This window comes from Streptomyces sp. NPDC002476 (genome assembly GCF_042889785.1).
GTDB lineage: Bacteria > Actinomycetota > Actinomycetes > Streptomycetales > Streptomycetaceae > Streptomyces.
On record NZ_JBIARH010000005.1, the window covers coordinates 290730 to 315256 of the forward strand.

A 24527-nucleotide genomic window follows, 5' to 3' on the forward strand; every position below is an offset into this window, starting at 1 on the left:
GAGTCCACATCCCCACGCGGTCACGCTTCTCGCTCACTCGAAAGAGGGGGTGGATGGGGTCCCTTGACCGCGTAAAGTACGGGGACAGGAGGGGCAGGAGTGTCTCCCCACACGCGCCTGACACGCGCCTTCCGCAACCTGCGGGTCCTCGGCGGGGAGGCCAGGACCGCAGAGCAAGAAGACCCCCACCGCACAGACCGGTGGGGGTCTTCCGCGTTCCAAACGGTAGCCGCCCCGCACCCAATACGGGTGCGGGGCGGGACGCCTGACCAAGTCGTGGCGTCATCCGGCGCAATCTGGCGGACACGCGAACGCCGATGCGCGAGCGGAAGCGAGGGTGATACCCCCGGTTGAGCAAGATCACTCATTTTGCGGTTGACCGTAAAGACAAAACGATCTTGGTCCGGCGAACGTGGGCGAGTGCACCACCAGCCGATGCCTCCCGAGCGCGTCCTCGCTAGACGCCAGGCCATTGGTGATCACCTGCGCACCGCCCGACTGCACGCGAACCTCACCCAAGAAGCAGTCGCGCTACGGGCCGACATCCGGATCGCGACCTACAGCGAGATCGAGCAGGGCCACCGAGCCGCGCTCATCGACACCCTGATCCGGATCGCCGACGCCATCGGCGTCCCGCTTGCTGACCTCGTCCGGGAGTAGGGCCCCGGCCAGCCGACGGGGGACAGCCAGCCGGGGCGGATCAGGGGCGCCATACCGGCGCGAAGAACCGCAGACGTGCGGCCTACTCTCAGGGCGGGCCGGTGCGGTGGCAGAGACACGCGCACCGCCGAGTCTCGATCGGCACCTCCCACTCCGGTGCCCCCGGCCGGCGAGTGACACCCGGCCCAGGGCACTCCGCGTGCTCGCCGATCCGGCACGCTGGCGCGAGGCTTTCCAGGGCGGCGGGCGCGGGCGCGGTCACGACTGCTCGCCGTACGGGCGGAGGCGGCGCTGCTCCCGGCACGGCGCGCACGCGTACACACCGGCCCCCGGTCCCGAGCCCTGCTCGATGACGTCGACCAGGACCGCGGTGCCAGACGGGCCCTTGTGCCAGTCGCACCAGCCAGCCCTCTCGGCCACTGCCGCATCTCTCACCGCCGCACCTCCCGAACCGGGCCACGAGCCGCCCGCCACGCCCGGCCGAGCAGAACCGCAGTCCGGCACGAAGCCCCCACCCGGCAGGTGGCACAGGTGTAGGTGTGGCTGATCAGCAACCTGTACTTCGCGTCAGGGGCCTCCACTTGTCCGCCTCTCATCGCGCGGCCACCCCCTGCGGGCTGGTCACGTCCTCCAGAGCGGCCTGGAGGGCGGCGGCGTCGGTAATCCACATGCCATCGGCAGGGCACACACGCCAGTGCGGGCCGGGCCCTTGAGTGCGCCGGTTCGGTGGGATCACCAGCCGGGACTCGGCGCCGAGAACGCGTGTACCGGCCACGTTCCACTCGGCACCGTGCCCCGACGCGATGAACCAGTAGAGCGCGGCAGGCGGGTCTTCGAGGACAGCCCCGGACCGCCCGCCGAGGATGGCGAGGGCGTCAAGACCAACGCTGCGGGGCACGCGGATTGCATCACATGCGATCACTTCGGTGGTGCTGCTTGATTGGGGCATGGCTGCGGCTCCTCGGGGCACCGTTGGGCAATGCGCCAAGACTGGCCCGCCCTGGGAGATGTAACGAGGACTTCCAGAGGTCTTTTCACGGCACCAAAGAGGACTTTCATGCCGTCTTCCGGGTGATGGCTGGCCTACGAAAGGACCCGCTGTGACACTGACTTGAAAACCCGTCATGGAGGTGCGGCGTGTCGCAGCACGCGAGCAATACCCGTCTGAGGTCCGCACGTCATGCTGCGGGCTACCGATCTCAGCAAGAGCTGGCCACAGCTCTTGGTGTCGGCGTCCGACAGGTCCGACGCTGGGAGTCCGAGAATCCGCCCTGGCCGCATCCCGACCTCCAGCAGGCCCTCACCGAACTGCTCGGCCAGGACATGGAATCGCTCGGCTTCACCCCGCCGCCTGGTCGCGACCGGCCCGACCCTTTGCGACGGTCCTTGGTCGGAGCGTCCGTGGCTGCAGTCGGTCTCGCTGCCGTACCGAGCCAGGCAGCTGCCGTAATGCAGCCCGCCTCGGTCGCGGCTGACTTCGAGGCTGTGACCCGGTCGCACCGGCGCCTGTACTGGTCCGTCGCGCCCGCTACTCTGCACCCGGCGGCCGTCGCCCACGCCGCCCTCGGGTGCGCGCTGCTGACCGAGACGGCAGGGCAGACCCGCCGCACGGTCGCTGCGGCTCTCGCCGAGACCTACCTCCTGGCGGGGCGCATCGAGTTCTTTGACCTCCGCGACGCCGACCAGGCAGCGAAGACCCTGTTGCTTGCGCTCCAGGCCGCCGGGCAGGCGGACGACCCGCTGCTCGGCAGCGCGATCCTCGCGCACTCCGCGTTCATCCCCGGGTGGGCAGGCGACCGAGACGCAGCGGTGGAGCGCATGGTGGCCGCCCGGACGTACGCCCGCCGCGGCCCCGCCTCCGCCACCCTGCTGGCATGGCTCGACGCTGTTGAGGCCGAGTGCGAGACCCGGTGCGGGAACGTCCGAACCGCCCTGCACCTGATCGGGCACGGCGAGGACGTCCTCGCGTCAGGCGCCGAGCATGCGACCCCTGAGTGGCTCGACTGGTTCAGCGCTGTCCGGCTGGCGGCCTTCAAGGGAAACACCCAACTGAAGGCTGGACACCTGCCGCAGGCGCGTACCACTCTCCTCGGAGTCCTCAACGATCTGCCGCGTACCGAGGACAAGCAGCGCACCGTGATCTACGGCGATCTCGCCGCTGTGGAGGCCGCCGCCGGGAACCCGGAGGAAGCATGCGCATACGCGTGCCAAGCGCTCGATCAGCTGGAGGTCACCTGGTACGCGACGGGAATGGACCGGGTGCGGGAAGTACGGCGGGCCCTGGCCCCGCACCAGCACGACCAGTGCGTGCGGGACCTGGACGAGCGGCTGTACGGGTGGGCTACGACTGTGAGCGCACTCGCTCGTTGAACTTCCCGATGGCCTCCGGCAGTTCGGCCAGGGACTCGATGCGGAACGTCGGCAAGTCACGCGCCTCGGCGGTGTTCCACTGGATGGTGCCCCACGGCCCACGACGGATCAACGCGGTCTGCATCCCGGCTGCGACGGCCGGGCGCAAGTCGTTGTCGACACGGTCGCCGACATAAAGGATCTCGCTGGGGTCGTGCGGGACGACCTCGGCGACCCTGACGAAGAACGCGGGGTCGGGCTTCGGCGCACCCCAGTCGTCCGACGTGCCGATGAAGTCGACGGCGGAAGTGAAGAGGCCCCGCAGGATTCGGCCGGCCCGGACAGTCTGGTTGCCCGCGATGCCGAGCCACAGCCCGTCCTCACGGAGCTGAGCAAGAGCCGGTCGGACATCCGGGTACAGGTCGGTCTCGTCGAAGGCCTCGGGCTGTCCAGCCTGCGCGCGCTTCTCCCGCGCCTCGTAGAGGTCGAAGCCGGGCTGGAACTCCTGGAACGTCTCGCGGTAGTCCCGACCCTGGGCGATCACGGCGCCGAACATGGCGGCGAACGTGTGCCGCGGCACGCCGAGCCAGTCGGCCCACGTTCCGTACTCGCGGGTCTCGTCCACCAGGCACTCACCGACGTCAAAAACGACTGCGCGAATCATGGGCCGCATCCTATGTTGGCGCCACGCTGCCCGGCTCCGGACACACGAAACCGCCCCCTGCTCCGGCCGAAGCCAGGCAGGGGGCGGAATGCTCTACGGGGCTGATCTACCTGGCGGCCTGCCACAGAGCCACCGCGAGGCCGATCACGCTGACCAGTGCGGCAAGGGACGGCAGCGGCCACCGCGCGCGCTCCAGAGACGACACCCGCTCCTCCAGTGCCGTGATGTCCGACTCGGTCGCCGCCGTCCGCTGCAACGCGAGGTCCAGCCGGCCGTTCAACTCGGCGAACGCGGTCCGGATCTCACCCCGCAACTCGGCCAACTCGACAGCGACACGGTCGCTTCCCGGAGGCGGGGTCACTCCCGCTCCCTCACGGTCTCGGTGAGCCCCGGCCCGTCACCAGCCCCAGACGCGCTGACTGCAGTCAGCACCGCCAGGAGCGCCGCGCCCCCGGCGAGCGACAGCCCCTGGCCCCAGTCGACATCCAGGACACCCGCAGTGTCGAGACCGAGCGTCGCAACGAGAGTCTGAGCAGCCGTTCGCACGGCCCGCTCGGCGGTGGCGACCCAGAACCCAGACGAAACCAGCGAAGCCATCACGTCTCCTCGGTGCCGACGTGCTCGTCGGTCACGGCCCGTTCGATCGCGTTCTCGACCGCGGCGACGACGGTGGCGGTGTCCGTGCCCTTGCCGAGTTGTCCGGCGAGGGCCGTGATCGCGGCGGTCTGGGCGGCCAGCCGTTTGTCCATGGAACGGATGCGGGCCTGCATGTCCTTGAGGACCGACTGCGCCTGCCACGTCGGGTTCGTCTTGTGGTCCGCCGCGTCGGTCGGGCCGGCGATCGCGTCGGTCTTCCACACGGCGTCGAAAATGTCCTTCTTGGTGATCCCCGCCATCGGGTCCTCCTTGTTCGGGTTCCAGTTCGCCGGGTGCTTCAGGCGCTCGGCCACGTCGGCACGCAGCTGGGTCATGGTGAAGCCGCGGGGGTCGACCTTGTCGGAGCTCCATTCCAGGTGGCCGATGACGGACTTCGCCGACCAGCCGTGCGCCCGGCACAGGGCGGCCTGGACGCGGACGATCGCGTCGTACTGCGCCTTGGGCCAGGGGTCCTTGCCGTCGCCGAGGTTCTCGCACTCCCAGCCGTAGAACCGGGCGTTGCCGTCGGTCCCGTTCGCGTTGCCCTTCGCCGGCGGGGTCGGACGGCTGCCGTACGACTCGGCGATCACCTGATTCAGGACCCGTGGGTCGCCGCCCCCGGCATGGTTCGTCCGGCCCCAGCCGACCATGTGCACCCGGCCGTCCTTCGCGATCATCCCGTGGCAGAGCGGGCCCGGCAGGGACGAGTACCCGTCACGGACCATGGCCACGGTGGACGCGGTGCCCCTGGTGACCGTGTGGTGCACGATCGACCCGTTGACCGGGCCCCACGCACCCTTCGCATTACGGTTGCGCGTACGCCAGTCGCCGACCTCGACGACACGGACGCCCTCTGCACGCAGCGCGGATATGACCTGTGCCGCAGTCAAAGGATTTGCCATACGAACCTCCTCAGCCTGCGATGTAGGAGACATTGCGGAATTTGCCGATGAACCCGTTTGTCGAGCCGTTTGTTGACTCCGCTTTCTCCACCCAGAAATACGGGCCGCGCCACGTCAAATCCACAGCCGTCACGGTGTGCCTGGCCCCTGTTCCCAGGGTCCGCGTGAACGTGATCTGATCAGCAGTGACAACCAGTTCATAGCTGTTCCATGCACCCGCCGCGACAGCAGGTGTCGCCCGCGTCGCCAGCACTGTGTACGTGCCATCGGCAGCGAAGACGCCAATCCCGATCTCGCCGTTCTGTCGCTGAAATACCCTGTAGCCATTCGGTGTCGCCGCCCTCATTCCGGACGGATTCAGAACAGGATCGCCCTGCGGCCACGAATACAAATCGGTGTCCGTCGGTGCCCCGAAAAGGAGCCCCATTCGCGCATTCGCCGCGCTCGCTGAAGCCAGCGAAACCCACTGCATATCCACGCCGATGCGGTAGGCCGCCGGATTCGTCACCGGGCACTCCCACCCGCACAGCACCGACACCCGGTCACGGCCACCACCCCACCCGGACGGCAGAACCAGGCCCTGCTCGGCCGCCTCCGTACGACCGCGCACGCTCGGGCTGGACACCGACTGCTGATCGGTCTGATACGTGAGCTGCCCGGTACCCATGCGGCGGTGCTCCCACGGGTCCAGCTCCGACCGGTAGTCCCGGCCACCCAGCCCAGCGACCGTGCCGGGTCCCCGGTAGTAGACGGGGTCGTACTGCAACGCCCCGCGGATCCCCAGGGCGGACACGCGGGCGTAGTCGGCCTGGCGACTCGTCCCGCGCATCAACACATTGATCCCGGCGTCCTTGTACGCCCTGAACACCGAGTCCGCCCACCGGCTGTACAGGGCAATCCACTCCACCCCCGCAGCCGTCAGGTCAGCCACCGGGTACGGCAGCGTCGCGTCTCCCCACGTGGCCGGCCGGAGCGGCATCATGATCGCCGTGAGCCCGCGGTTCTCCACGGTCGCCGCGTTCGTGAGCTCCCGCACACCGACCATGGACCAGGACTGCGCGCAGTGCTCCAGCACCGCCTGCATCGGGCCCAGAATCGCCTCCGACTCCGGCACCGCAGTCAGCGCCGGGTCCGTCGAAGCGTCGAGCAGCGCCACCGCCTTCCCGTCGATCATCCGCATGAAGTCCGTGGCCAGCGGCTGGTAGTAGCGCTGGGCCAGCCACCCGTACCAGCCGCCCCGACGGTCCTTCCGCTTGGTCAGGTCGACATCGTCGTCGCCCCAGTTGAACGCCTGCGGATCGTCCGTGTCACCCGCGTAGTTGTACGCCGATCGGATCGTCGCCGAGTTCATCTCTCGTGCGTCCTGCGTGAGGTACAGCGACGTCCGGCCGGCGCTCAGCCTGTGGTCCGCGTACTCGGTCACCACGCCGACTCCGTCGGAGGAGGTGCCGGTGTGAAAATGAATGACATCGACGCCTGCGGCGAGGCAGTAATCCACCTGGTACGGCGAGGAGTACGGGCCCATAAGCCCGGCAAGGTCGTGAGCGCCGACCACGTTCGGCGCGGGCGGCAGGGACGAGATCGGGCGCGCGCACACGTCCGGCACCGGAGTCTCCCCGCCAGGCGCGTACAGGCACCCATCGGCCCCGAACCGCAGGCTGTTGCCCGTGTCCCTGCTCAGGCAGACCTGGAGCTTGTCGATGCCCTTGTCGTAAGACAGGCCCGACCCGGCGATGTCACCGAACAGGGAGTCCGTGTCGATGCCGAGCCGCCACGGCACCGCGGGCGAGCCGTTGCCCTCCTTGGTGAGCGGCGCCTCAACCTCCAGCACGCAGCTGCACGTTCCGCCGCCGCACCCGCACCTACCAGCCATTGCCACCCTCCTCGAACTCGAACGGGACCAACGTCTCTTGTCCCTGGTCGTCGATGACCTGCTCCATCCACCGGCCGCCCGACACCCGCATCACCAGCCGCCCCGATGTCCCCCCGGACGACGTCACCGACCGGCCGATCGCCCGCTGGGCAGCCACTGCAGCCCGCAACGGTCGCTGGGCCGCACGCTGCCCTGCCAGTGCCGTCATCCGCTCAGCTCCTCGTCGACATCGGCCAGCGGGATCAGGGCGATCCCGACCTTCTCCCCGCCCTGGCCCCAGGACACTTCGACGTCGGACAGCAGGAACCCGGCCGCGATCGGGGTGCACAGCTCGTCGGCCAGCAGGTCGATCCTCACCCCGGGTACGAGCTGCCTGATCGTCACCGGGGCGTCCGGCGTCAGCTGGGCAGCATCCGGCACGTTGATCACGGTCGGGGCCGGGTACCGCCCGGCGATCGCGTCGCGAGCGGCCTCCAGCAGGTCGCCCGCGGTCGCGTCCTCTTCCTGGATCCGGACGAGGATGTCGAGGCGCCCGTACGGGGTCTTGGTCTTGCCGGTGCCGAGCGTGCGCCCGTCGCTGATGTTCTGTCCCTGCTGGCTGGTAGCCCACCCGTACGTGGCGCCCTGCGTGCCGTCCTTGATGACCTCGATGTCCCCGGCGAAATGATCGAGCGTGAGGCGGGCGGCGGCGCGTGCGCCCGTCAGGCTGCGCCGCCCGCGAAGGACCAGCGACCGGCCGACCGTGGTCCAGGTCAGGCCCCGCTTCGTCCACTCGCGGAGGATGTCGCCGAGGTACTCGGTCCACACCGTCGTGTTCGAGCTGCCGTCCTTCTCGACCTTGATCGACGGCAGCCCCGCGTCGTTGCGGACGATGTACGGCAGGATGCTGGGGTAGTCCACAGCAGCGAGTTGGAACGCCCGCAAGTTGAGGCGGATGTGGTTCTCGGCGATGTACGTGATCGGGCCCCGGCGCCGCCCCTCACTGTCCGCAGCAGCCGAGGTGTAGGTGACCCGGTAGGTGTTCACCAAACGGTCGAACCAGGAGAAGACGTCGGCCGCCTCGATCGTGATGGATCCCCGCCGCATCACGAGGCGCTGGATCGGCCCCTGCCACACCAACTCGCCGTCCCTGTACAGCGTGAGCTCGTGCACCCAGGGCGACACGTCCCCGAGCTGCCCGCAGCAGTCCGCGGACACGTCGGCCGTCGCGATCGTCACCGACGCCTCGGACACGTCGTTGATCGTCCGCGACCAGGACACCGCCGTCAGCGTGTCGAGCGACACGAACGGCTGGGCTCCGCCCCGCCAGTGCACCATCGCCGTGTACGAGGCTGCACACCCCAGCTCGGTGTCCTGCTGCCCCACCGGGCCCGACGTACCGCACCCACCCTCGGGAACGTACGTGACCGGCGCCGCCACCACCTCGTCCGTGGCCCCGGTCGTCCGCTCAACCACCAGCCGGTACACGACCGGCACGCAGGCCGGGGGCGCCGGATCGAACCACGACCCCGCCGCCGGGAGGCTGGGACCGCTGCCGGCCGCCAGCACCTGGTCCATGCCGCCGACGGTGCGGTAGACCGTCCACGCCTGCACGCTCGCCGTGTCCGCCACCGCGGTGGTGACCTGCACACCGGGCTGCGGCTCGGTGACCACCTGGGCGGTGATCTCCAGGTCTTCCGGGATCACCTCGGTGATGGAGTAGAGGTGCATCAGCCGGGGCGCGGTGTCGCTGGTCGCGTACCCGAATACGAGCCGCGGCGCCTTGCCGTCCCCAGCCCACACCCCGATGGACTCCGGCTCACGGTAGGCCAGGTCGAGGAAGTGCTCGTCGTGGGTGCGGGCTACGACGGCCCCGGTGCGGATGTCGACGACGGTGAACCACGCGTTCCCGCCCGAGCCGGGCGGGTTGGTGTCGCTGTAGCCGGTGCCGTGGAACTGGTAGATGAAGTCGCCGAACAAGCACCAGGACTGGAAGTCCGGGTAGGAGGGGCGCGCGAATTCGTGCAGCGGCTGATCGAAGTTCTTCGCCCGCCAGTCAGCCAGCGAGAACACCCTGTACCGGACCCCGGAGCCGGTGCTGTAGGCGATGGCGAACCGCCCGGCCGCCGCGTCCAGCGACGGAGTGATGCTCGTAGCGGTCGGGACCGGGTCGAAGTCATCGATCGATGGGTCACCGACGTCGATCACCTTGCCCGGCTGGAACGGCAGACGCGCGATCCTCCTGCCGTGCGCGTCCGTGCCGATCGGCTGCATCACGGCGTCGTACGCCAGCCACAGGTACGTGGTGCCAGCCTCATTCTCGACGCCGAGGCCCGACCCGTGGTCGAAGGCCCGCACGTACATGACCCCGGTCACCGTGCCGTCCGCGTCGACCTGGTTGATCGCCAAGTCCCCGCGGCTGTCCCGCGTGCCCGTCGGCGGAGGCCCAGACTCGCCCGGCAGCGTCACTCCGTTGGCGATGACCTGCGTGACGTAGACGCGTTGTCCGACCGGGTCGTACGCGGCCTGCTGATGCACACGAGTCTGGTCCAGCCGCACGCCGAGCATGACCGGTGCAGCTGGCGCGGTCAGATCGAAGCGGTCTCCCACGACGTCACCCCACATCCGATCGGGGCACGAGCAGCACCCGCGCCGTTGCGTCCCCCGCGGTGAAGTCGGCGTCCGACCAGATCTCGATGCACAGCCCGGTCGGGCAACTGAACGTCGGCCAGGTGAAGTGCTGGCCCCGCGGCCCGTACACGATCGGAGTTGACGTCGCCGTGCCGAACGGGATCTGCTCGCACTCGACGACGCTGCGCTGCACGCGGCCGTCGATCCTCAGGTGCGACCCGGCCGGCAGATAGGACAGGTTGATGTCCGTGCACACGTTGCACGGATCCGCCACGTCGGAGCAGGGGTTGCCCTGCGGGTTCGTCCAGAACCTGACGATCAGCCGTCGCATGTCCTGTGCCCCGGCCCGGACTTCAAGCACCGGGGTCGTCTCCAGCCACGCCGACTGCGTCAGCGGCGACACCGAGATCAGCGACCGGCGGAACGTCCCCAGGCCCGACGGGTAGCACGGCGAGGTCGGCGCTGGCGGGCGAGGCGGCAGCGGCGGCTCTGGGCACAGAGGATCCGTGGCGCACGGCGCCGCGGTGATGCACTGCTCGTACACCTGGTCCGGATCGACCGGCCCGATCACCTCACCGGTGCCGAGCGGTACCCAGTCCGTCAGCGTCTCCAGGGGATCGCGGTAGATCCATGGCTTCCCGGCGACGAGCGTGAAGGTCACCGTCGCGAGCACGGCCCCGGACCCGAGGTACTGGGTCTCGGTGACCTGCGGGCCATCGAGGATGCCCACGTCGTACAGGTGCCGTAGCTCGCGGTCGCCGTCGACTGGGCAGCAGGCGAACACGCACATCTCGTCGCCGTTGCACGTCCCGCACGCGGACCCCTGAAGGGCGATCGACAGCCACTCCAGCCCGTACGACAACGCGCACTCGTCCGCGGCGATCAGCAGCACCGTGTATGCGATCTCCCGGTGCTGGCGGCGCACAGGGCCGAGCGCAGCACCGTCCCCGACGAGCGGCACCGGTTCGCGGGTGATCGGCGACGAGTCGAACCCGGCCACGCCGAGCCCGAGCACGCCGAGCACGTTCGCCGACTCCGGGACCGCTGGGTCGTACCACGGCGCCTCGTCCGTGACCGGGTCGACGTACGGCAAATCCCCGACCGCGGCCGGAATGTCCGGGCACGGGTCGCACTGCACCGGCACCCCACGGGCCCGCGCGTACGTCGCCGCACGAGTGCTGTTGATGATCTCGTTCCCGGCCAGCTCCAGGTAGTCTCCGAGCACCCTCACACCCCCGCTGCTCGGGCGATCTGCCCCTGGAGGTGCTGGGCGAGCACCATGGGGTCGGACATGCGCGACTGGATGTTCCAGTTGTTCGTGATCTGAGCCCCGGCCCCGGCGGAGTGCCGGGCCAGCAGATCCACCAGCCCCGACTGCTGCGCCAGCTCGACGGCGCGGCGGGGCCGCGTCAGAGGGATGACGACCTCGCGCCCGGCCTCGCCGATCAACGCGGCCGTCGGCACGTTGACGATCCCGCCGTTCGCGAAGGGCAGCAGGTCACGGACGGCCGACGGGAGACCGGACTTGATTTTGTTCACGATGGTCGAGCCCACGTTGCCCAGCGCCGACGCGATCTTGCTTGGCAGCGACGTGAACAGGTTGGCAATGCCGGAGATCAGGCCCGACACCGTCCTGGTAACCGTCGACTTCACCGAGTTGAAGATGCCCGCGATCTTCGACCCCAGCCCCGACAGAGCCGAGCCGATTTTCCCAGGCATCCCGGAGAAGAAGCTCGTGATCGAGCTGATGAGCCCCGTGACGATCGAGATCGCGCTGGACTTCACCGAGTTGAAGATGCTGACCACCCTGCCGGGCAATGCCGCCAGCGCGGATCCGATCCGGCCGGGCAGGGCGGTGAAGAAGCTCACCGATGAGCTGATGAAGCTGCTCACGGCCGAGGTGGCCGAGGTGAAGGCGTTGCTGAGAGCGGACATGATCGTCGAGCCCAGAGACGCCAGGGCAGAGCCGATCTTCCCCGGCAGCTCCGTGAAAGTCCAGATGATCGCAGCGATCCCGGTGAGGATCGCGATGCCGACCTGTGCGATGGCCGACGTGAAGAGGTCCACCAGCATGCCCGGCAACGTGGACAAGAAGCTCATGATCCTGCCCGGCAGAGCGGTAAAGAAGCCCACCACGGAGTCGATCCCTGACGAGACCCCGCTGGTGATGCTCGACCACAGCCCGGAGAAGAACCCCGAGAGTGTGCTACCGAGGCTCGACAAGGCGCCGACGATCTGCGACGGCAGCCCGACAATGAAATTGATCGCCGAGGTCAGCCCTTGGGTCAGGCCAGTCAGCGCCGTCACGACGAGCGTGAGGATCGGGACGACGGTCTTGATGATCAGCCAGCTCGCGAATGCCGCCGCGATCTGCAGAATCGGTGCGGCGATCGCGACCAGCAGCGACACGATCGGCGCCAGCGCGGCGACCAACTCGGCGATCGGCGGCAGCAACGGCACCAGCGCCGCCACGATCGCGTTGAACGCCTCCACCAGCGGGGGAAGTACAGGCAGTAGCCCGGACACGATCTGCGTGATCAGCGGCACCAGCGCCGCCACCACCGTCGTCACTGCCTCGCCGATGCTGGTCAGAAGCGGCGCCAGGGCCTGAGCAGCCGACCCGAGCGCCTCACCGAGGGCCGCCGCGACCTGCGACAGCATCGGGATCAGCGGCGACAACGCGGTCAGCAGATTCGAGACCAGCGTGACGATCGGGCCAAGGAGCGGCGTCACCACCTGCAGCGCCGCGCCGAGCACGGTCGCGAGGAGCTGCCCTATCTGCGTGATGATTGGGGCGAGGCTCGTGGCGAGCATCGTCACCAGCGGCGCCACCGCGGCCACCAGCTGACTGAATACCGGCAGGAGCGTCCCGGTCAGGATCGGGACCAGCTGTGTCAGAGCGGGCAGCAGAGCAGAGACCGCACCCCCGAGCGCCTGACCCAACTGAGCGGCCACAGGACCGAGCGCAGCGAACAACCCCTGGAACGCAGAGGTCAACCCGGGGATCAGGGGCATCAGCGTGCTGGCGATCGAGGACACGACCGGGCCGAGGGCAGCAGCCAGCGTCGACAACGCCCCACCCAGGACCGTCGAGAACAGCTGCGCGAGCTGGGTGATCAGCGGCAGCAGCGGCTGAATCAGGGACCGGACCGTACCGAGAATCTGAGTCAGCGCACCCAGGCCACCTCCGCCGCCAGCGGCCAGCGCGCCGAAAACGTCCCCGAGGATGCCGCCCACCTGCCCGACCAACGCCCCGAGTTGGCGGAAGGTGGCCAGGGCTCCCTGTACCCAGGCCACGGCCTGTCCGCCCTGTGCAGCCGACGAGAGGAACGCCCCGAACCGTGCGCCGAGGTCGCCCAGCACCGCGCCGAGCTGCGAACCGAACGCCGACGAGATCGCACCAGCGAGCTGAGTGAACCCTGCAACGACCGGGGCAATCGACGCGGCCAGGCCGCGGGTCGCACTGGTCGTGCCAGTCAGGATCTGCGAGACCGACCTGACGCCGGTCGCAGACCGCAAGAAGGCCCCGACCTGCGCGGCGGCCGACCCGAACTGCCCGGCAATTGCAGACAGCCCAGACTTGAGAGGGCCGCCCAGAGCCTGCGCTACACCGGTGATCTGGCCAGCCAGCGGCGCGAAGAACGCGTCCTGGACGGTGGACTTCAGCGCGTCGAACTGTGGCTTGAGTGCTTGGAGTTCGCGGGCCGCGGACTGGGCGGCGGGTGAGAGGCTCACCAGTGCCTGCTCGAACTTTTCGGCGTCGCCGCTCAGGGCTGCGCCGAACGCGTCGCCGACCCCAGACAACGCGATCTTCAGGGCCGATGTCGCGACAACCACACCGCCGATCACCGCAGGGAGCGCGGCCGTGATCCCGATCGCCGGTGCGAGCGACGCGACGAACGAAGAGATCCCAGCCGCGGCCGACAGGAAAGCCCCGCCCAGAGCGCCGATCCGCAGCAGCCCGGCCAGGGACGAGCCGAGCCGCCCGGCGATCCGACCGATCCCGCCCAGCGCGCGGGTGAAGCGGTTGGCGTCCGGCTCCACGTTGACCCGCAGAGTCGGTAGGTTGTGCGCGCGCAGCCGGGCGTCGAAGTCGTCCAGGTCCGGCTCGACCCGCACGCGCACCGGCTCAAGGCGTCGGAGTTGTCGCTGAAGAGCCCGCTGGAATCGGCTGGTGTCCGGCACCACCTGGATGGCGATGTTGCCCAGCGCGCGGAGATCACGCTGAAGAGTGCGCCCGAACCGGCTGACGTCCGGCGTGACGCGGACCGAGACCGCGGTCAGCCCTCGAAGTGCACGCTGAAGGTCGGTACGGAAGCGGCCCGTGTCTGGGTTGACCCTGACACTGGCGCTGATGTTGCGAAGAGCCCGCTGCAGGTCGCGCGCGATCTGCCGGCCAGCCCGCTCGCCTGTGCCACGGATCGCGTTCCGGATCTGATCGTCGAGGGCCTGCCCGGCATCGCGGCCGGCACGGGCAAGATCCTGCCGGAGCTGGGCGGCGTATGCGGCAGTGTCCGACGTGATCTGGACAGAGGTACGGCCGACCTGCGGCATGAGCTGGCACCTCCGGGCACGGGACGAGCACCCGCACGGTCAGCGGGTGGTGTCCGGCCCAGTAGCCAGCGACGACAAGGTCGAGCGTAGGGGCGGGTACGCCCTGGCTACTCGTCGACGCCGTCGCCGGCCATGGCGGCGATCTGCCGGGCCTGCGCCTCCATCTCGGCCTCGGTGAACCCCCTGGGGACGGCGGCTTGGGTGCGGCGCAGTTCCGGCGGCGGGTCGAAGATGGCGCGCTCCGCCTTGAACACGTCCTTCTCTTCGTGCATGCCGTCGGTGATCCACGCCCACACCGAGGACACGATCCGGTGCCCGGACGCGGTGTCAGGGTCGAGGCCGCGGCGGGCACACCACGCGGACCAGTCCCGCCACCGCTCCTGTGCCAGCCCGCACAGTCGCTGCGCCGCCCACCACTCCACGCCGTACAGCTCCGGCGCCAGCCCGAGCACGATCCGGAAGGCCGCGTGCCACGTCATCGGGTCGTACGGATCGCGAAGCCGGTCGATGACGTGGTCGCGGTCCGGTCCAGTGAGGAGGCCGGGCAGGATCTGCGGCCACTGCCCAGACGCGGCAATCCCGGCGAGGGCCCGCCCGTCGGGCACGTGGAGCATGAGGGCGATGTCGTCGACGGTGATGGGCAGCGGCCCCGGCGAGGCGGGGCCGAACCTCACGACCGGGTGGTGCGGGCAGGCCGGGCGGCGGCAGTCTTCTTCGCCGCGGGCCTCTTGGCCGCCTTTTTCGTGGTGCGACGCTGTTCGCGGTTGCCGGTCGCCATCCCCATTTCCTCCTGGTACGCGGCGAGCTCAGGCTCATAGTGTTCGACCAGCTTCTGCAGCAGGTCGTTGAACAGCTCGCTGACTGACACCGGGTTCTGCGCCGACCGGGCCTTGACCAGAAGCTCGTCAGCGGCGGCCTCGTCGAAGGTGTGCAGCAGCGCGTTGCGGAGCTCCGCGAGCACCCCGGCGGCGTCCTCGCGTGCGGCGACGTCCTGCATGTACGAGAGCTGGAGCTGAACGGACGACGGGTCGAAGCCGTGCGCGGTGTATCGGCTGCCGTCGGACAGCTCGACCGTGACGGGCTTCAGCGCGCTCGGGTCGAATCCGGACGGCTCGGACTTGATGACGAACTCGGTGGTCATGGTGTCCCCTTGTGGTGGCGGTTGATCGTCACGACCGTAGGGGTCAGTACCGCACGGACCCATCGACCGGCCCCGGCGCCACGTCCCGCAGCGCCCTGAGTAGGAACGGATTCGGGCGCTGTCCCTTCACCGAGCGGGCGAATACACGCGGCCCACCACGGGGCTGCCACGACAGCACACGGGCCCGCACCGGCCGGATCGGCTGCCCAGTCGACCCGTAGATTCCGGTGCCCTCGTGCACGTACGCGGCGTACTCCAAGTCCGAGTACACCTCGCCCACCACCGTGCTGCCGCGCACGGCCACCGACTCGCGGATCGACGCGCGAAGCGGGCCGTTGTCGACGGGAGCGAGGCGCCGCGCCTGATTCGCGGTCGCGGTCGTGACCTCACCAACGACCTCGCGGACCAGCTCGACGATGGCTGCCTCGTCGATGTCCGTAGTTACCCGCACGCTCACTTCCGCCGCCTCTCCGCCGCTGCCTCGATCCGGGAGATCTCCACCTTCGCCCGCGCGAGCACCGCCGTCACCGCGACCACGCACCCGCCGAGAAGCACCCACACGAACGCTGTTGTCCCAGCCACTTCTACACCTCCACCGTGATCTGCACCGTCACACCCGCACAACCGCCCTGCGGACCCATCGGAGTCACCGCAGACGGCCACACCTGCACATCCGTAAGCGCGTCGCAGCACGCCACGGCCTCCCGTAGCAGCCGCGCGTCGAGGACCAGCCCCCACGCATCCGTCTCGCGCTGGTCGCACGTCGGCGCCGACTGCCCGTCCGGCGCGGTCACGGCAACGCACCGGGCGACGCCAAGTTCGATCGTGGTCTGCATCCGCCACGTCTGGCACCGGCGCCGACGCTGATCCGTCACTACCGGATCCTGACGCACGACACGCACCCACGCCTGCCCATGCCCGCCGTCACAGTCGCACGAGCAGAAGTCCTGCGCAGGCGGCTGGTTGCCCCAGGCAAGGCAGCACGCACACGCCGGGCGCCCGCCGGCCGCGAGCGTCGCGCACAAACACGCGGTCAGCCCAGACAGCACCGGCCCAAGCCGCGGGTCAGCATCCGGCGGCAGCAGCACGTCCGTAGGAGTCGTCATCGCGGCGCCCCCGGCCGGTACCGGGCCGCCGCCGGAGCGGGCGGCAAGTCCAGGCTGAACACAGCCCCGAACTGCCGCACGCGCTGGGGGTTGACAAGCTGCACCCACGCCCACACCTGCGGCATGTGCGCCTGCAGCGTCTCCGGCCACGACCCCGGCGGAACCACCTCATACGTCACACCCTCCCGGCTGACCGTCTTCGTCCCAGTCGGCAGCGAGCACCCGCCCGCCGCGCCCGAGCACAGCTTGTCGATCTCGCACGCGAGCTGGCCGACCGCGCGCCGCCCGGCCGCAGGGACCTCCAGGCCGCGCAGGTAGCGAACGGACAGGGTGCCCGGCTCGGTGTCCGGCAGCCGCAGATCCTGGCACTCCGGCCAGCATTCGCCGCCGGTACGGACGAGCCGCCCGCCGGTCGCCGTGCGGTGCAGCACGTACCCGACCGGGTCCACGACCTGACCGTCCTGCAGCACCTCGACCACGCTGTGCACGGGCCCCGGCAGGTCGATCACGCACAGTGGGACGCACGAGCAGCCCGACGGGCCGCAGCCGCACGGCCGGTTGAACCAACGCCCGTTGTCGAGCACGGGCCGCAGCAGACCGCCCCCGTAGGCGAGCGACGGCATCGGCTCGTCGCAGCCCTTCCGGCACGGCCGGAGTACCTCCTCGCACAGCCCGTACCGGCCGGCTGTCAGCCGCCACAGAACCTCGGTCGCGATCTCCGCCGCAGCCTCCTGCGCCGGAGACCAGTCGGCCGGGTCCTCCGGCCAGCCAGGGCAGCACGACGAATCCAGCGGCCACGGACCACACGGCCCGTCGAGCACCTCATCCGGCACGGCCGGCCTCCTCCGAGCAAGGCGGGGCCGCCACGTGGGCGGCCCCGCTTCGGCTACTTCTTACGGGGCGCCGCACGCAGCCTGGCGCCGCCCGGCGTGAACGTCGTGCTGGCGGTCTTCGACGCGTCGCCCACGGACGTGGCCGTGATGGTCTGCTCCGTGGTCACCCCGGCGGCGTAGACGTGGTTACCGGTCGTGGTGCCCGCCGCGATCTCCTCGGCCGCCGACCCGTCGCCCCAGTTGACCGACACGGCACTGCCGGCCGGGAAGCCGGCCAGGGTGATGGCGGCGGTGTGCCCGGTCGCATCGCCCGCCTCCGCGACCGCGGTGACGGCCGGTGCGGGCGCCGGGGCAGTCGGGGTGAACGCGGTGGTCGCGGTCTGCGTGGTGTCCTGCTCCGACGTGACCGTGATCGTCTGCTCGGTCCCTCCAGCCCCTGCCGCGTAGGTGTGGGTGGCGGTGCCCGCACCGTCCGTTGTGGCGATGCCTGTCTGCGCGGCGCTGCCGTCGCCCCAGGTGACCGAGATGCTGGTGGTGGCGGCCGGGAAGCCGGTCCACGCCAGGCTCGCGGTCATCGGGTCGGTGCCATCAGGCGTGGCGGTTGCTGCCGGGGTGGCCGCGGGCGGGGTCGGGGTGAAGGACGCGGTCGCGGTCTTCGTCGGGTCGGCGGCCGGCGTGGCTGTGATGGTCTGCGCGCCCTCCACCCCGGCCGCGTAGGCGTGCGTCGCGGTTGTGGTCCCGGCGGGCAGCTCCTGGGCGGCCGTTCCGTCACCCCAGTTGATGCTCACCGCCCCGTCCGCCGGGAATTCGGTGAGGGTGATCGCGGCGGTCCGGCCGGTCGGATCCGCCGGGTCCGGCGTCGCAGTTACCTCCGGGGTCTTCTCCGGCACTGCCGGGACGACGATCGCGGCCCGGGTGCGGTAGTTGTCGATGTCCCCACGTCGTACCGTCACCGTATACACAGACGGGACGCTGTACTTGTGGACGTCGGCGACCGTGCCGTTCGAGCCGACTGCGATCTCTCTCGGGGCAGTGCCGTCGCCCCAGTCGATGGTTGCGGTGCCGTCCGACTGCGACGGCAGGCTCACGGTGGCGGTCACCTCGTACGGGTCGTCCGCGTTCTCCGTGGACAGCACGAGAGTCGGCTCGTCGGCCGGCAGCGGGATCGTGACGTCCCGGGAGGCGCAGACGACGGTGGTCTGCTTGTCGCACGCCTTGATCGTGTAGGTGCCATCCGTCGCGTAGACGTGGGTGACCCACGCCCCGTCCGCGACCTCCTGCGGCGGGGTGCCGTCGCCCCAGTCGACCATCGTGGGCCCGAAGCCGTGGTTGTCCGCCCGGAAGCGGACGGTGCGGCGCGGGGACTCGTTGCCGATGCCGGTGATGTACAGATCCGCCGGGTCCGGGGTCGGACGGTCCACGGGCTGGCAACCGCACTCGCTCTCGGGCGGGCGGATCGTCGTCTTGAAGAAACGCCTCGGCGTCTTGGGGCCGACCGGCTTCAGCAGCGGTACCGGAACGCCGCCCGCTCCTGCCTGCACGTTGTACGGGCCGCGGCGCCAGCCCGCGCCAACCTTGGTCCGCCCATTGAAGGTGAAGCTCACCGCGTCGTTGCCGATTTCCAGGTCCCCCGGCGCGCCGCCGATCACCCACGGCAGCAGGAGGTAGCCCCACTCGCCCTGAGAGCCAGCCCCGGAGCAGGCGTCACCGGCCGCGTAGACGTTGGTCCACAACTCCAGCGCGTAGCCGGTGTCGCACTTCAGCTCCACCGATTCGTCCCAGCCGATCGGGTTGCCGTCGTAGTCCCGGTAGATCTCGAAGCTGGGGTTCATGATCTGTACGAGGTCGGGGTCGACTGCGCAGAACTCCATCTCCAGCGTGTAGCCGGAAAGCTGTTCACAACCGGGTTCGTTGATGCAGGTCTGCCCGTTGGCCTTCGTGACCGAGATCGCCTCACCTTCCTCGGTCTCGGCAGACATCGAGACGGTGATGAACCCATCAGTGACGACCTGGTTGCAGGGCCCATATACAGGGCGCCCGCAGGCGTCCAGGCGGGTTGCGCGCATCACGACGCCGCGCAGCAGGGAGGGGCACGCCATGTCAGTTCTCCTTCGACGTGGACTTGCGCCGCGCGGCATGGCGGCGAGGGGACTTGGCCGGGCCGTCGTCGGACTCGGCGGAGGCGGGCTGGGGTTCGGAGACGGGGGCGGCGTGCTGAGGGACCACCAGCCCGGCACGCTCGCCACCCGTCACCACCTGCACCCCGGCCCGCACCTCGGGTGACAGGTCAGACAAGACGCGGCGTGTCAGGTCACGCAGCGTCTCGCCCGGCTCTGGGAAAACCGCGGTCATCACGCACCACCGGTCGGGGGAGCGACAGTGACGAGGACGGCCGCGGCGTAGCAGTCGTGGTCGAGCGCGTACGTGCGCTCGGCGATCGCCACGGACGTGTTGGTCGGTGACTCGAACGCCTCATGCGCGAACGGCTGGCTACGCCTCGCCGTGACCGTGCCGGTGGCGTACAGCCAGAACTGGCCGGCCGTCGGAGCCGGATCGGCGGGCGCGGCCGGGTTGTCGTAGTAGCCGCCGCCGAACGCGACCCTGGACTCCAGCTCGGTGCGCAGCACGGGCCCCTGCTGGGACACCAGCCGGGCCGTGGTGAAGTGCGGCTGAGTCCAGCGGGGCGCGTGCAGAGTGGGCTGCCCGGCATAGTGCAGGGCGGCGTCGGCCTCCAGCGCGCCGAGCGCCGTCAACAGCGGCACTGCCGTGCTGCCGAGCGGCAGCCGCGGCGTCTCGCCCGCGAGCTGGAGCGAGAACGCCCGCTCGACCTCGCGGCTCTCAACGATCCGCAGGCGGCGCAGGGCCCGGTCCTGCGCCGCCGCGAAACCGACCGGGTTGCACTCGGCCCGGGTGTAGACGGTGAACGGGCCGCCGCCCTCCACCCAGGTCAGGCCCTCAGCGAGCGGCTTGTCGTGGGACGTGCCGCCACCCTCGACGGGCACCGGGCACGAGCCATCGACACGGCCGCCCTGGGCGCACGCGTCGGTCTCGTATTCAACGCCGCCCATCTGCCAGCGGCCATCTGAGGTGACGACCTGCGCGACGGACAGCAGGCCGTAGGTGTAGGGCTCGATCGGAGGCGCGTCCACTTCCACACGCCCCGGAACAGGGGTACTCAACTGCGCCTCCGCGAAACGATGGGGAGGCAGCCCGGAGCATCAACGCCACCGTGGGGGGACGGGCCGGCGGACGCTCCGAGCTACCGGATCAGGGGGTCGGGGCTGCGCAGGTCGTGGTCTGGAGGCCACCCGACAGGCCGTTCGCGCAGAGCGGGATCGTCACGACGTACGAGACACCGCACCGCATACACACCTGGATGCCCTCCTCGGTGAACAGCGAGGTGTACATGTTCTGGGTGAGCGACGCGTGGTCGTAGACGCCGTCGAGGCTGATGACGTCGGACCGGAGCTCGAAGAAGCTGCCTGCTCGGTAGAGCATGATCTTGACCTCGCCCGGCCACACGGTCGGAACCGTCTCGCCGCCGAAGCCTGCCGGATCCTGGTCGGCGTACGCGTCCTGCCAGTCGTACACCCACTGCGGGTTCACCTTGATGCTGCGGAGGTAGGCGTCGACGTCACCATCCGCGACGTTCCACCGGCGCTCGATCGCCTGCTTCTTCCTCAAGTCGCTCTTGAGAATGCCGCGCAGCCAGAGCGGGGCGAGCATCTCCAGCGTCGCATTCGGCGAAAGCCGCTCGCGGTACCGCTGGTACTCAGCCATAAGCTCCAGCATCGACAGCGTGGACTCGAACAGACCCGGACCGTGTGGGTCACTGATCGCGGCCTGGGGATTTGGAGCGGCCGGCGCGGGCATCGTGATCGGGGTGGAGAGCGCCTCCATCTTGGCGAGTCGCCACGCGTTCATCTTGTGCGAGTGGACTGCGAGGACACCCTCACTGAACTGCGCAACGCGCTCCGGCCATCCGCGCTCGGTGAGGATCGGGGTCCGCAGGCACACGCCGTCGACGTCGAGACGGCACTCGATCATTTCGTCGTCGCAGGGGACCTCATTGCAGTCCTTCGGCTTGCCTTCGATGGCATCGGCTTCGGTCTGGTGGAACCCGACGTTCTGCCACGCGCCGAAAATGGCCGCCCAGTCGAAGTCCGCCGGGTACCGGACGCCCCCGCGACGAGCAGTCACGGGCGGAAGACGGACCATGCCCTCCTGGCTGATCCGCATGTCACACAGGTCATACAGCGTCTCGGACAGGGCACACCACCCACCGGCCGCGACCAGACTGCCGCCGGGCAGCCGAGATTCGTCGGTGGCCCGCTTGATGACCGCATCGGCCTCGTCGGCATGGTTGATCGTGAGCTCGGCCGGGGTGTTCCTCTGGATGCGGGCAACACCGACACGCTGACGGCCACCACCCCGCCCACCAGTCGTGATCAGCGGCATCATCCGCTGCTCCCATGCCCGTCCGAAGTCATTGAGTCCGGAGAGCTGCTGGCCCTGGGAGAAGCCGGGGACATCGGCGGCGGCGACGAGGGTGAACGTCTCCCGGTCCTGGCCGAGCTGCGCGGCCGGGGCCTGGGTGTTGTTCAGGCCAAGTGGCACACGCGGCCGGGCTGAAGCCGCGATCAGCTCCGCCACCGGGGCCGCCTCGGCGGGTGCCGAGACCTCCACCACGGCAGGTGCCGCGACCGGATCGGAGACGGGCTCGGCCACCGGCTCCGCCTCGGCGGAAACAGTCAGCGGGCGGAGGGCGTTGAGGCGGTCGCCGAGCTCGGCCGCGCGGGCGGTGCGCTGCTCGGCGGCGGCCTGGTGCGCGGAGACGCCTTCGCCGATCGTGGCGAGTGCCTCCAGCACGGCCACACCGGCGTCGTCGGCCGGTGCGCTGCTGTCGGTGGCGGCGTCGAAGCGGGCCAGGACATCGGCCTGCACCACGCTCGGGTCGAAGTCGGTGCCGGCGTCGGTGATCGCCTGGCGGACGATGTCCGCGTGCTGGTCTTCGGAGGCCTCGCCGAGCTTGGCGAGGAGGTCATCGAGGAAGCTCAAGGCTCCGTCCCTTCATGCGGGTCGGTCGTTGAGCGTTCGGTCCACTAACCAGCAACGCGGTTCGTACGTCAGGGTAGGTGCGTGTACAGCTAGGCCGAGGCCGCAGGCTGGATCGGGGCCCCGGTCCGGGCGTCGACCTGCTGGATCACGCCTCCCCGGGCGGCGAGAGCAATCTCCGCGCGCTCCTGGCTGGGGTAGTCGACCCGGCCGCCGTGCGGGTCCGTGTGCCGCCACACGATGCCTGCCGCCCTGCCGGTGGCCCGGCCACCGGACCGTCCTCCGCAGCTGCTGCATCCCATGCTGGTCTCTCCTTCGAGTTGATGGTGTCCTGACGGTAGGGGCTGGTACAACGTGGTCAGCTGGCCCGGGCGGCGGCCCTCTTCCGCTCCCACTCCGCCACGGCCTTGCACGCCTCGGCACGCGACTTGGCGTTGACCTGCTGAATACCCGGCCAGTTGGTGTCCCCGGTGGAGCACATCTTCTTGGCCGCGTTCACGGCCGTTGCGATCGCGCGCGACTCATCCATGCCCTCCTTCTTCAGATGCTTCGCGATCCGCTTGATGTACGAGGGCAACCCGCCCTGCTGGTCGACCCAGTTCTTCGCCAGCTCCTCGTCGCTGGCTGCAAGGGCTGCCTTGCGGACGGCGCCCAGCCTCCGGCCAGCGGCGGCCACTCGCAGGGAGCGCACCCGGGCGGCAGCCGCGCCCACCCGGATGCGCCGGTCCTGCTCGGCGAGCACGGCATCAGCCAGCGCCGCCACATCCACCTGCGCAAGCACGGGCGGCGCGGCGCCGGCCGCGCTCCGCGCCATCGCGATGTGCTCGTCCGTCACAGCACCAGACGCGACGAGCGCGTAATCCTCCCTGCTGAGCGGACGGTTCTTCGGCGTGTAGAAGCCCTCATGCCCGGCCGGTACTGCGAGCGCGGCCTTCAGGTCCACGCCGAGACCCTCGTCGCGCCAGTCCCCGGAGTAGTCGGCCAGGGACAGGCGCAGCCGCTGGTCGTCGGTGATGTCGGGCAGGAGAGCACCAGTTACCCAGATGCCGTAGGCGTCCTCACCGCAGCGGACGGCACCGGCGATGGAGCCGGTGGTCTCGTAGTGCTTGACGGCTTGCTTGGCGGGCGCGCCGAGACGTGCGTGGTCGGTGTCCATCGCGAGGGGGCCGACCTCGACCAGGCCCTCGGTGGTGTGAATCGGCCGGGCGTGGAACCGCTCGTACTTGGTCGGCGACTTGGGCGCGAAGATCTTCCGGCCCTGGTAGCTCACGTGAGGCACGCCCCACAGGGCAAGGTGCCCGACGATCCGTCCGTCCTCGCTGATGTGGACCTTCGTCGGCTCGGTCAGTTTCGGGTCGCGGAACCACTCGGTGGGCGGCAGCCAGTTGTCATGCCGGAACGCGGCAGCGACGACCGCCTCCTCGGGGGCCTCCGCCGGTCCGTCACCGGCCTCGTTGGCGGGTACGGCGCCGTCCTCGTCGCAGTCGACCGGCACCCACGTGCCGGTTTCGTCGTCCAGGCGGACGCAGGCCAACGGCTCGTCCTCGTCGTCCGGGACCTCCGGCGTCTCCTCGTCATCGACTGCGAGCGCGGCAGCGGACAGGCCGATCTGCGCTTCGGGGAACGCCGGGTGGGCGAGTAGCGAGGCGCCCATGATGCGCCACCGGGTGTACAGCTCCCCGGCGTCCATGCCGCTGTCGACCGGGTCGCAGCCGTCGACGGGCTGCCCGTCCTCGCCGACGCACACGACACGGCCGTCGACGCGGTCTACGTCCGCAGACACGAACCGGAAGAACCCGCCGCGGATCTTCCGCGCGAGCGCGGCGCCTTGCGGGTCGTCGAGGTCGATCCGGCCCATGCCCATCACCCGGGCCCCGGCCCGCCACACCTTGTCCAGGGTCATCAGGCCGACCGTTGCGTTGTCGTGGCCGGGGCCGGTGATGTACTGCACGGTCACCGGAAGCGGCAGCGGACGCACATCGATGTCGGTGTCGTCGGCGAGAGCGAGCATCCGCTGATCGGCGGACCACTCGTTCACGAGGGCGATCGTGCCGTTCCAGGTGCCGTCGTCCGCAACGGCCACGGTCGCTGGGTCGGCGGCGGCGATGAGCGATGAAGTCCAGGGGATGAGCACGATGTGTCTC

Annotated in this window: 25 protein-coding genes; 2 read left to right on the forward strand and 23 right to left on the reverse strand. The window is 69.9% G+C overall.

Features of this window, described 5'->3' with window-relative positions; all coding sequences use genetic code 11:
• Nucleotides 1–435: 435 nt before the first annotated feature.
• Complete coding sequence (locus ACFYXM_RS08640; RefSeq protein WP_389288121.1) at nt 436–660, forward strand: helix-turn-helix domain-containing protein; 225 nt, start codon at nt 436–438, stop codon at nt 658–660.
• A 258-nt stretch (nt 661–918) separates the two neighbouring features.
• Here the strand turns inward: ACFYXM_RS08640 and ACFYXM_RS08645 are convergent, their stop codons facing one another.
• Together ACFYXM_RS08645 and ACFYXM_RS08650 are read right to left on the reverse strand one after the other, a co-directional pair.
• On the reverse strand, nt 919–1095 hold the full coding sequence (locus tag ACFYXM_RS08645; RefSeq protein ID WP_389288123.1) for a hypothetical protein: 177 nt from the start codon (nt 1093–1095) through the stop codon (nt 919–921).
• A 157-nt stretch (nt 1096–1252) separates the two neighbouring features.
• Nucleotides 1253–1558 (reverse strand): hypothetical protein, encoded by a 306-nt coding sequence (locus tag ACFYXM_RS08650; protein WP_389288125.1) that lies wholly within the window; start codon nt 1556–1558, stop codon nt 1253–1255.
• 239 nt (nt 1559–1797) lie between these two features.
• Between ACFYXM_RS08650 and ACFYXM_RS08655 the strand changes: the two genes are divergently transcribed.
• Nucleotides 1798–3030 (forward strand): helix-turn-helix transcriptional regulator, encoded by a 1233-nt coding sequence (locus ACFYXM_RS08655; protein WP_389288127.1) that lies wholly within the window; start codon nt 1798–1800, stop codon nt 3028–3030.
• On the opposite strand, the gene ACFYXM_RS08660 is transcribed toward ACFYXM_RS08655, so the two are convergent.
• The 21 genes from ACFYXM_RS08660 to ACFYXM_RS08760 all read right to left on the reverse strand — a co-directional run bounded on the left by ACFYXM_RS08660 (nt 3002) and on the right by ACFYXM_RS08760 (nt 24517).
• Nucleotides 3002–3673, reverse strand: a complete 672-nt coding sequence (locus ACFYXM_RS08660; protein WP_389288129.1) for an HAD family hydrolase — start codon at nt 3671–3673, stop codon at nt 3002–3004. The genes ACFYXM_RS08655 and ACFYXM_RS08660 overlap by 29 nt on opposite strands.
• Before the next feature lie 106 nt (nt 3674–3779).
• Nucleotides 3780–4034 carry a hypothetical protein gene (locus tag ACFYXM_RS08665; protein ID WP_389288131.1) on the reverse strand — a complete coding sequence of 85 codons (255 nt, stop codon included), beginning with the start codon at nt 4032–4034 and terminating at the stop codon, nt 3780–3782.
• Nucleotides 4031–4270, reverse strand: coding sequence for a holin (locus ACFYXM_RS08670; protein WP_389288133.1), 240 nt, complete (start codon nt 4268–4270; stop codon nt 4031–4033). Before ACFYXM_RS08670 ends, ACFYXM_RS08665 begins: the two co-directional genes overlap by 4 nt.
• Nucleotides 4270–5211: an N-acetylmuramoyl-L-alanine amidase gene (locus ACFYXM_RS08675; RefSeq protein WP_389288135.1), complete on the reverse strand. Its 942-nt coding sequence runs from the start codon at nt 5209–5211 to the stop codon at nt 4270–4272. Before ACFYXM_RS08675 ends, ACFYXM_RS08670 begins: the two co-directional genes overlap by 1 nt.
• 10 nt (nt 5212–5221) lie before the next feature.
• Nucleotides 5222–7042, reverse strand: coding sequence for a hypothetical protein (locus tag ACFYXM_RS08680; protein ID WP_389288137.1), 1821 nt, complete (start codon nt 7040–7042; stop codon nt 5222–5224).
• Nucleotides 7043–7073: 31 nt separating this feature from the next.
• A complete protein-coding gene (locus ACFYXM_RS08685; RefSeq protein ID WP_389288139.1) occupies nt 7074–7292 on the reverse strand; it encodes a hypothetical protein in 219 nt (72 codons plus the stop codon).
• Nucleotides 7289–9673: a hypothetical protein gene (locus ACFYXM_RS08690; protein ID WP_389288141.1), complete on the reverse strand. Its 2385-nt coding sequence runs from the start codon at nt 9671–9673 to the stop codon at nt 7289–7291. Before ACFYXM_RS08690 ends, ACFYXM_RS08685 begins: the two co-directional genes overlap by 4 nt.
• Nucleotides 9674–9677: 4 nt before the next feature.
• Nucleotides 9678–10925, reverse strand: coding sequence for a hypothetical protein (locus ACFYXM_RS08695; RefSeq protein ID WP_389288143.1), 1248 nt, complete (start codon nt 10923–10925; stop codon nt 9678–9680).
• On the reverse strand, nt 10922–14248 hold the full coding sequence (locus ACFYXM_RS08700) for a hypothetical protein (protein ID WP_389288145.1): 3327 nt from the start codon (nt 14246–14248) through the stop codon (nt 10922–10924). The genes ACFYXM_RS08695 and ACFYXM_RS08700 overlap by 4 nt, the downstream gene beginning before the upstream one ends.
• A 107-nt stretch (nt 14249–14355) precedes the next feature.
• On the reverse strand, nt 14356–14922 hold the full coding sequence (locus ACFYXM_RS08705) for a hypothetical protein (RefSeq protein WP_389288147.1): 567 nt from the start codon (nt 14920–14922) through the stop codon (nt 14356–14358).
• Nucleotides 14919–15389, reverse strand: a complete 471-nt coding sequence (locus ACFYXM_RS08710) for a hypothetical protein (protein WP_389288148.1) — start codon at nt 15387–15389, stop codon at nt 14919–14921. Before ACFYXM_RS08710 ends, ACFYXM_RS08705 begins: the two co-directional genes overlap by 4 nt.
• A gap of 43 nt (nt 15390–15432) precedes the next feature.
• The gene (locus tag ACFYXM_RS08715; RefSeq protein ID WP_389288149.1) at nt 15433–15840 is read right to left on the reverse strand and encodes an HK97 gp10 family phage protein; all 408 of its coding nucleotides are present in this window, start codon (nt 15838–15840) and stop codon (nt 15433–15435) included.
• Between the two features lie 2 nt (nt 15841–15842).
• The gene (locus ACFYXM_RS08720) at nt 15843–15971 is read right to left on the reverse strand and encodes a hypothetical protein (protein WP_329821191.1); all 129 of its coding nucleotides are present in this window, start codon (nt 15969–15971) and stop codon (nt 15843–15845) included.
• Between the two features lie 2 nt (nt 15972–15973).
• Complete coding sequence (locus tag ACFYXM_RS08725) at nt 15974–16225, reverse strand: hypothetical protein (RefSeq protein WP_389288151.1); 252 nt, start codon at nt 16223–16225, stop codon at nt 15974–15976.
• Nucleotides 16226–16491: 266 nt separating this feature from the next.
• Complete coding sequence (locus ACFYXM_RS08730) at nt 16492–17328, reverse strand: hypothetical protein (protein WP_389288152.1); 837 nt, start codon at nt 17326–17328, stop codon at nt 16492–16494.
• Nucleotides 17329–17381: 53 nt separating this feature from the next.
• The gene (locus ACFYXM_RS08735) at nt 17382–19427 is read right to left on the reverse strand and encodes a hypothetical protein (protein ID WP_389288154.1); all 2046 of its coding nucleotides are present in this window, start codon (nt 19425–19427) and stop codon (nt 17382–17384) included.
• Nucleotide 19428: 1 nt separating this feature from the next.
• Entirely contained in the window at nt 19429–19623 is a 195-nt protein-coding gene (locus ACFYXM_RS08740; protein ID WP_351628005.1) for a hypothetical protein, read from the reverse strand.
• Nucleotides 19624–19679: 56 nt separating this feature from the next.
• Entirely contained in the window at nt 19680–20507 is an 828-nt protein-coding gene (locus tag ACFYXM_RS08745; RefSeq protein ID WP_389288156.1) for a hypothetical protein, read from the reverse strand.
• A gap of 88 nt (nt 20508–20595) precedes the next feature.
• Complete coding sequence (locus tag ACFYXM_RS08750; protein WP_389288158.1) at nt 20596–22386, reverse strand: major capsid protein; 1791 nt, start codon at nt 22384–22386, stop codon at nt 20596–20598.
• An 89-nt stretch (nt 22387–22475) separates the two neighbouring features.
• Complete coding sequence (locus tag ACFYXM_RS08755; RefSeq protein ID WP_389288160.1) at nt 22476–22685, reverse strand: hypothetical protein; 210 nt, start codon at nt 22683–22685, stop codon at nt 22476–22478.
• Between the two features lie 56 nt (nt 22686–22741).
• A complete protein-coding gene (locus ACFYXM_RS08760; RefSeq protein ID WP_389288162.1) occupies nt 22742–24517 on the reverse strand; it encodes a hypothetical protein in 1776 nt (591 codons plus the stop codon).
• Between the last annotated feature and the right edge of the window lie 10 nt (nt 24518–24527).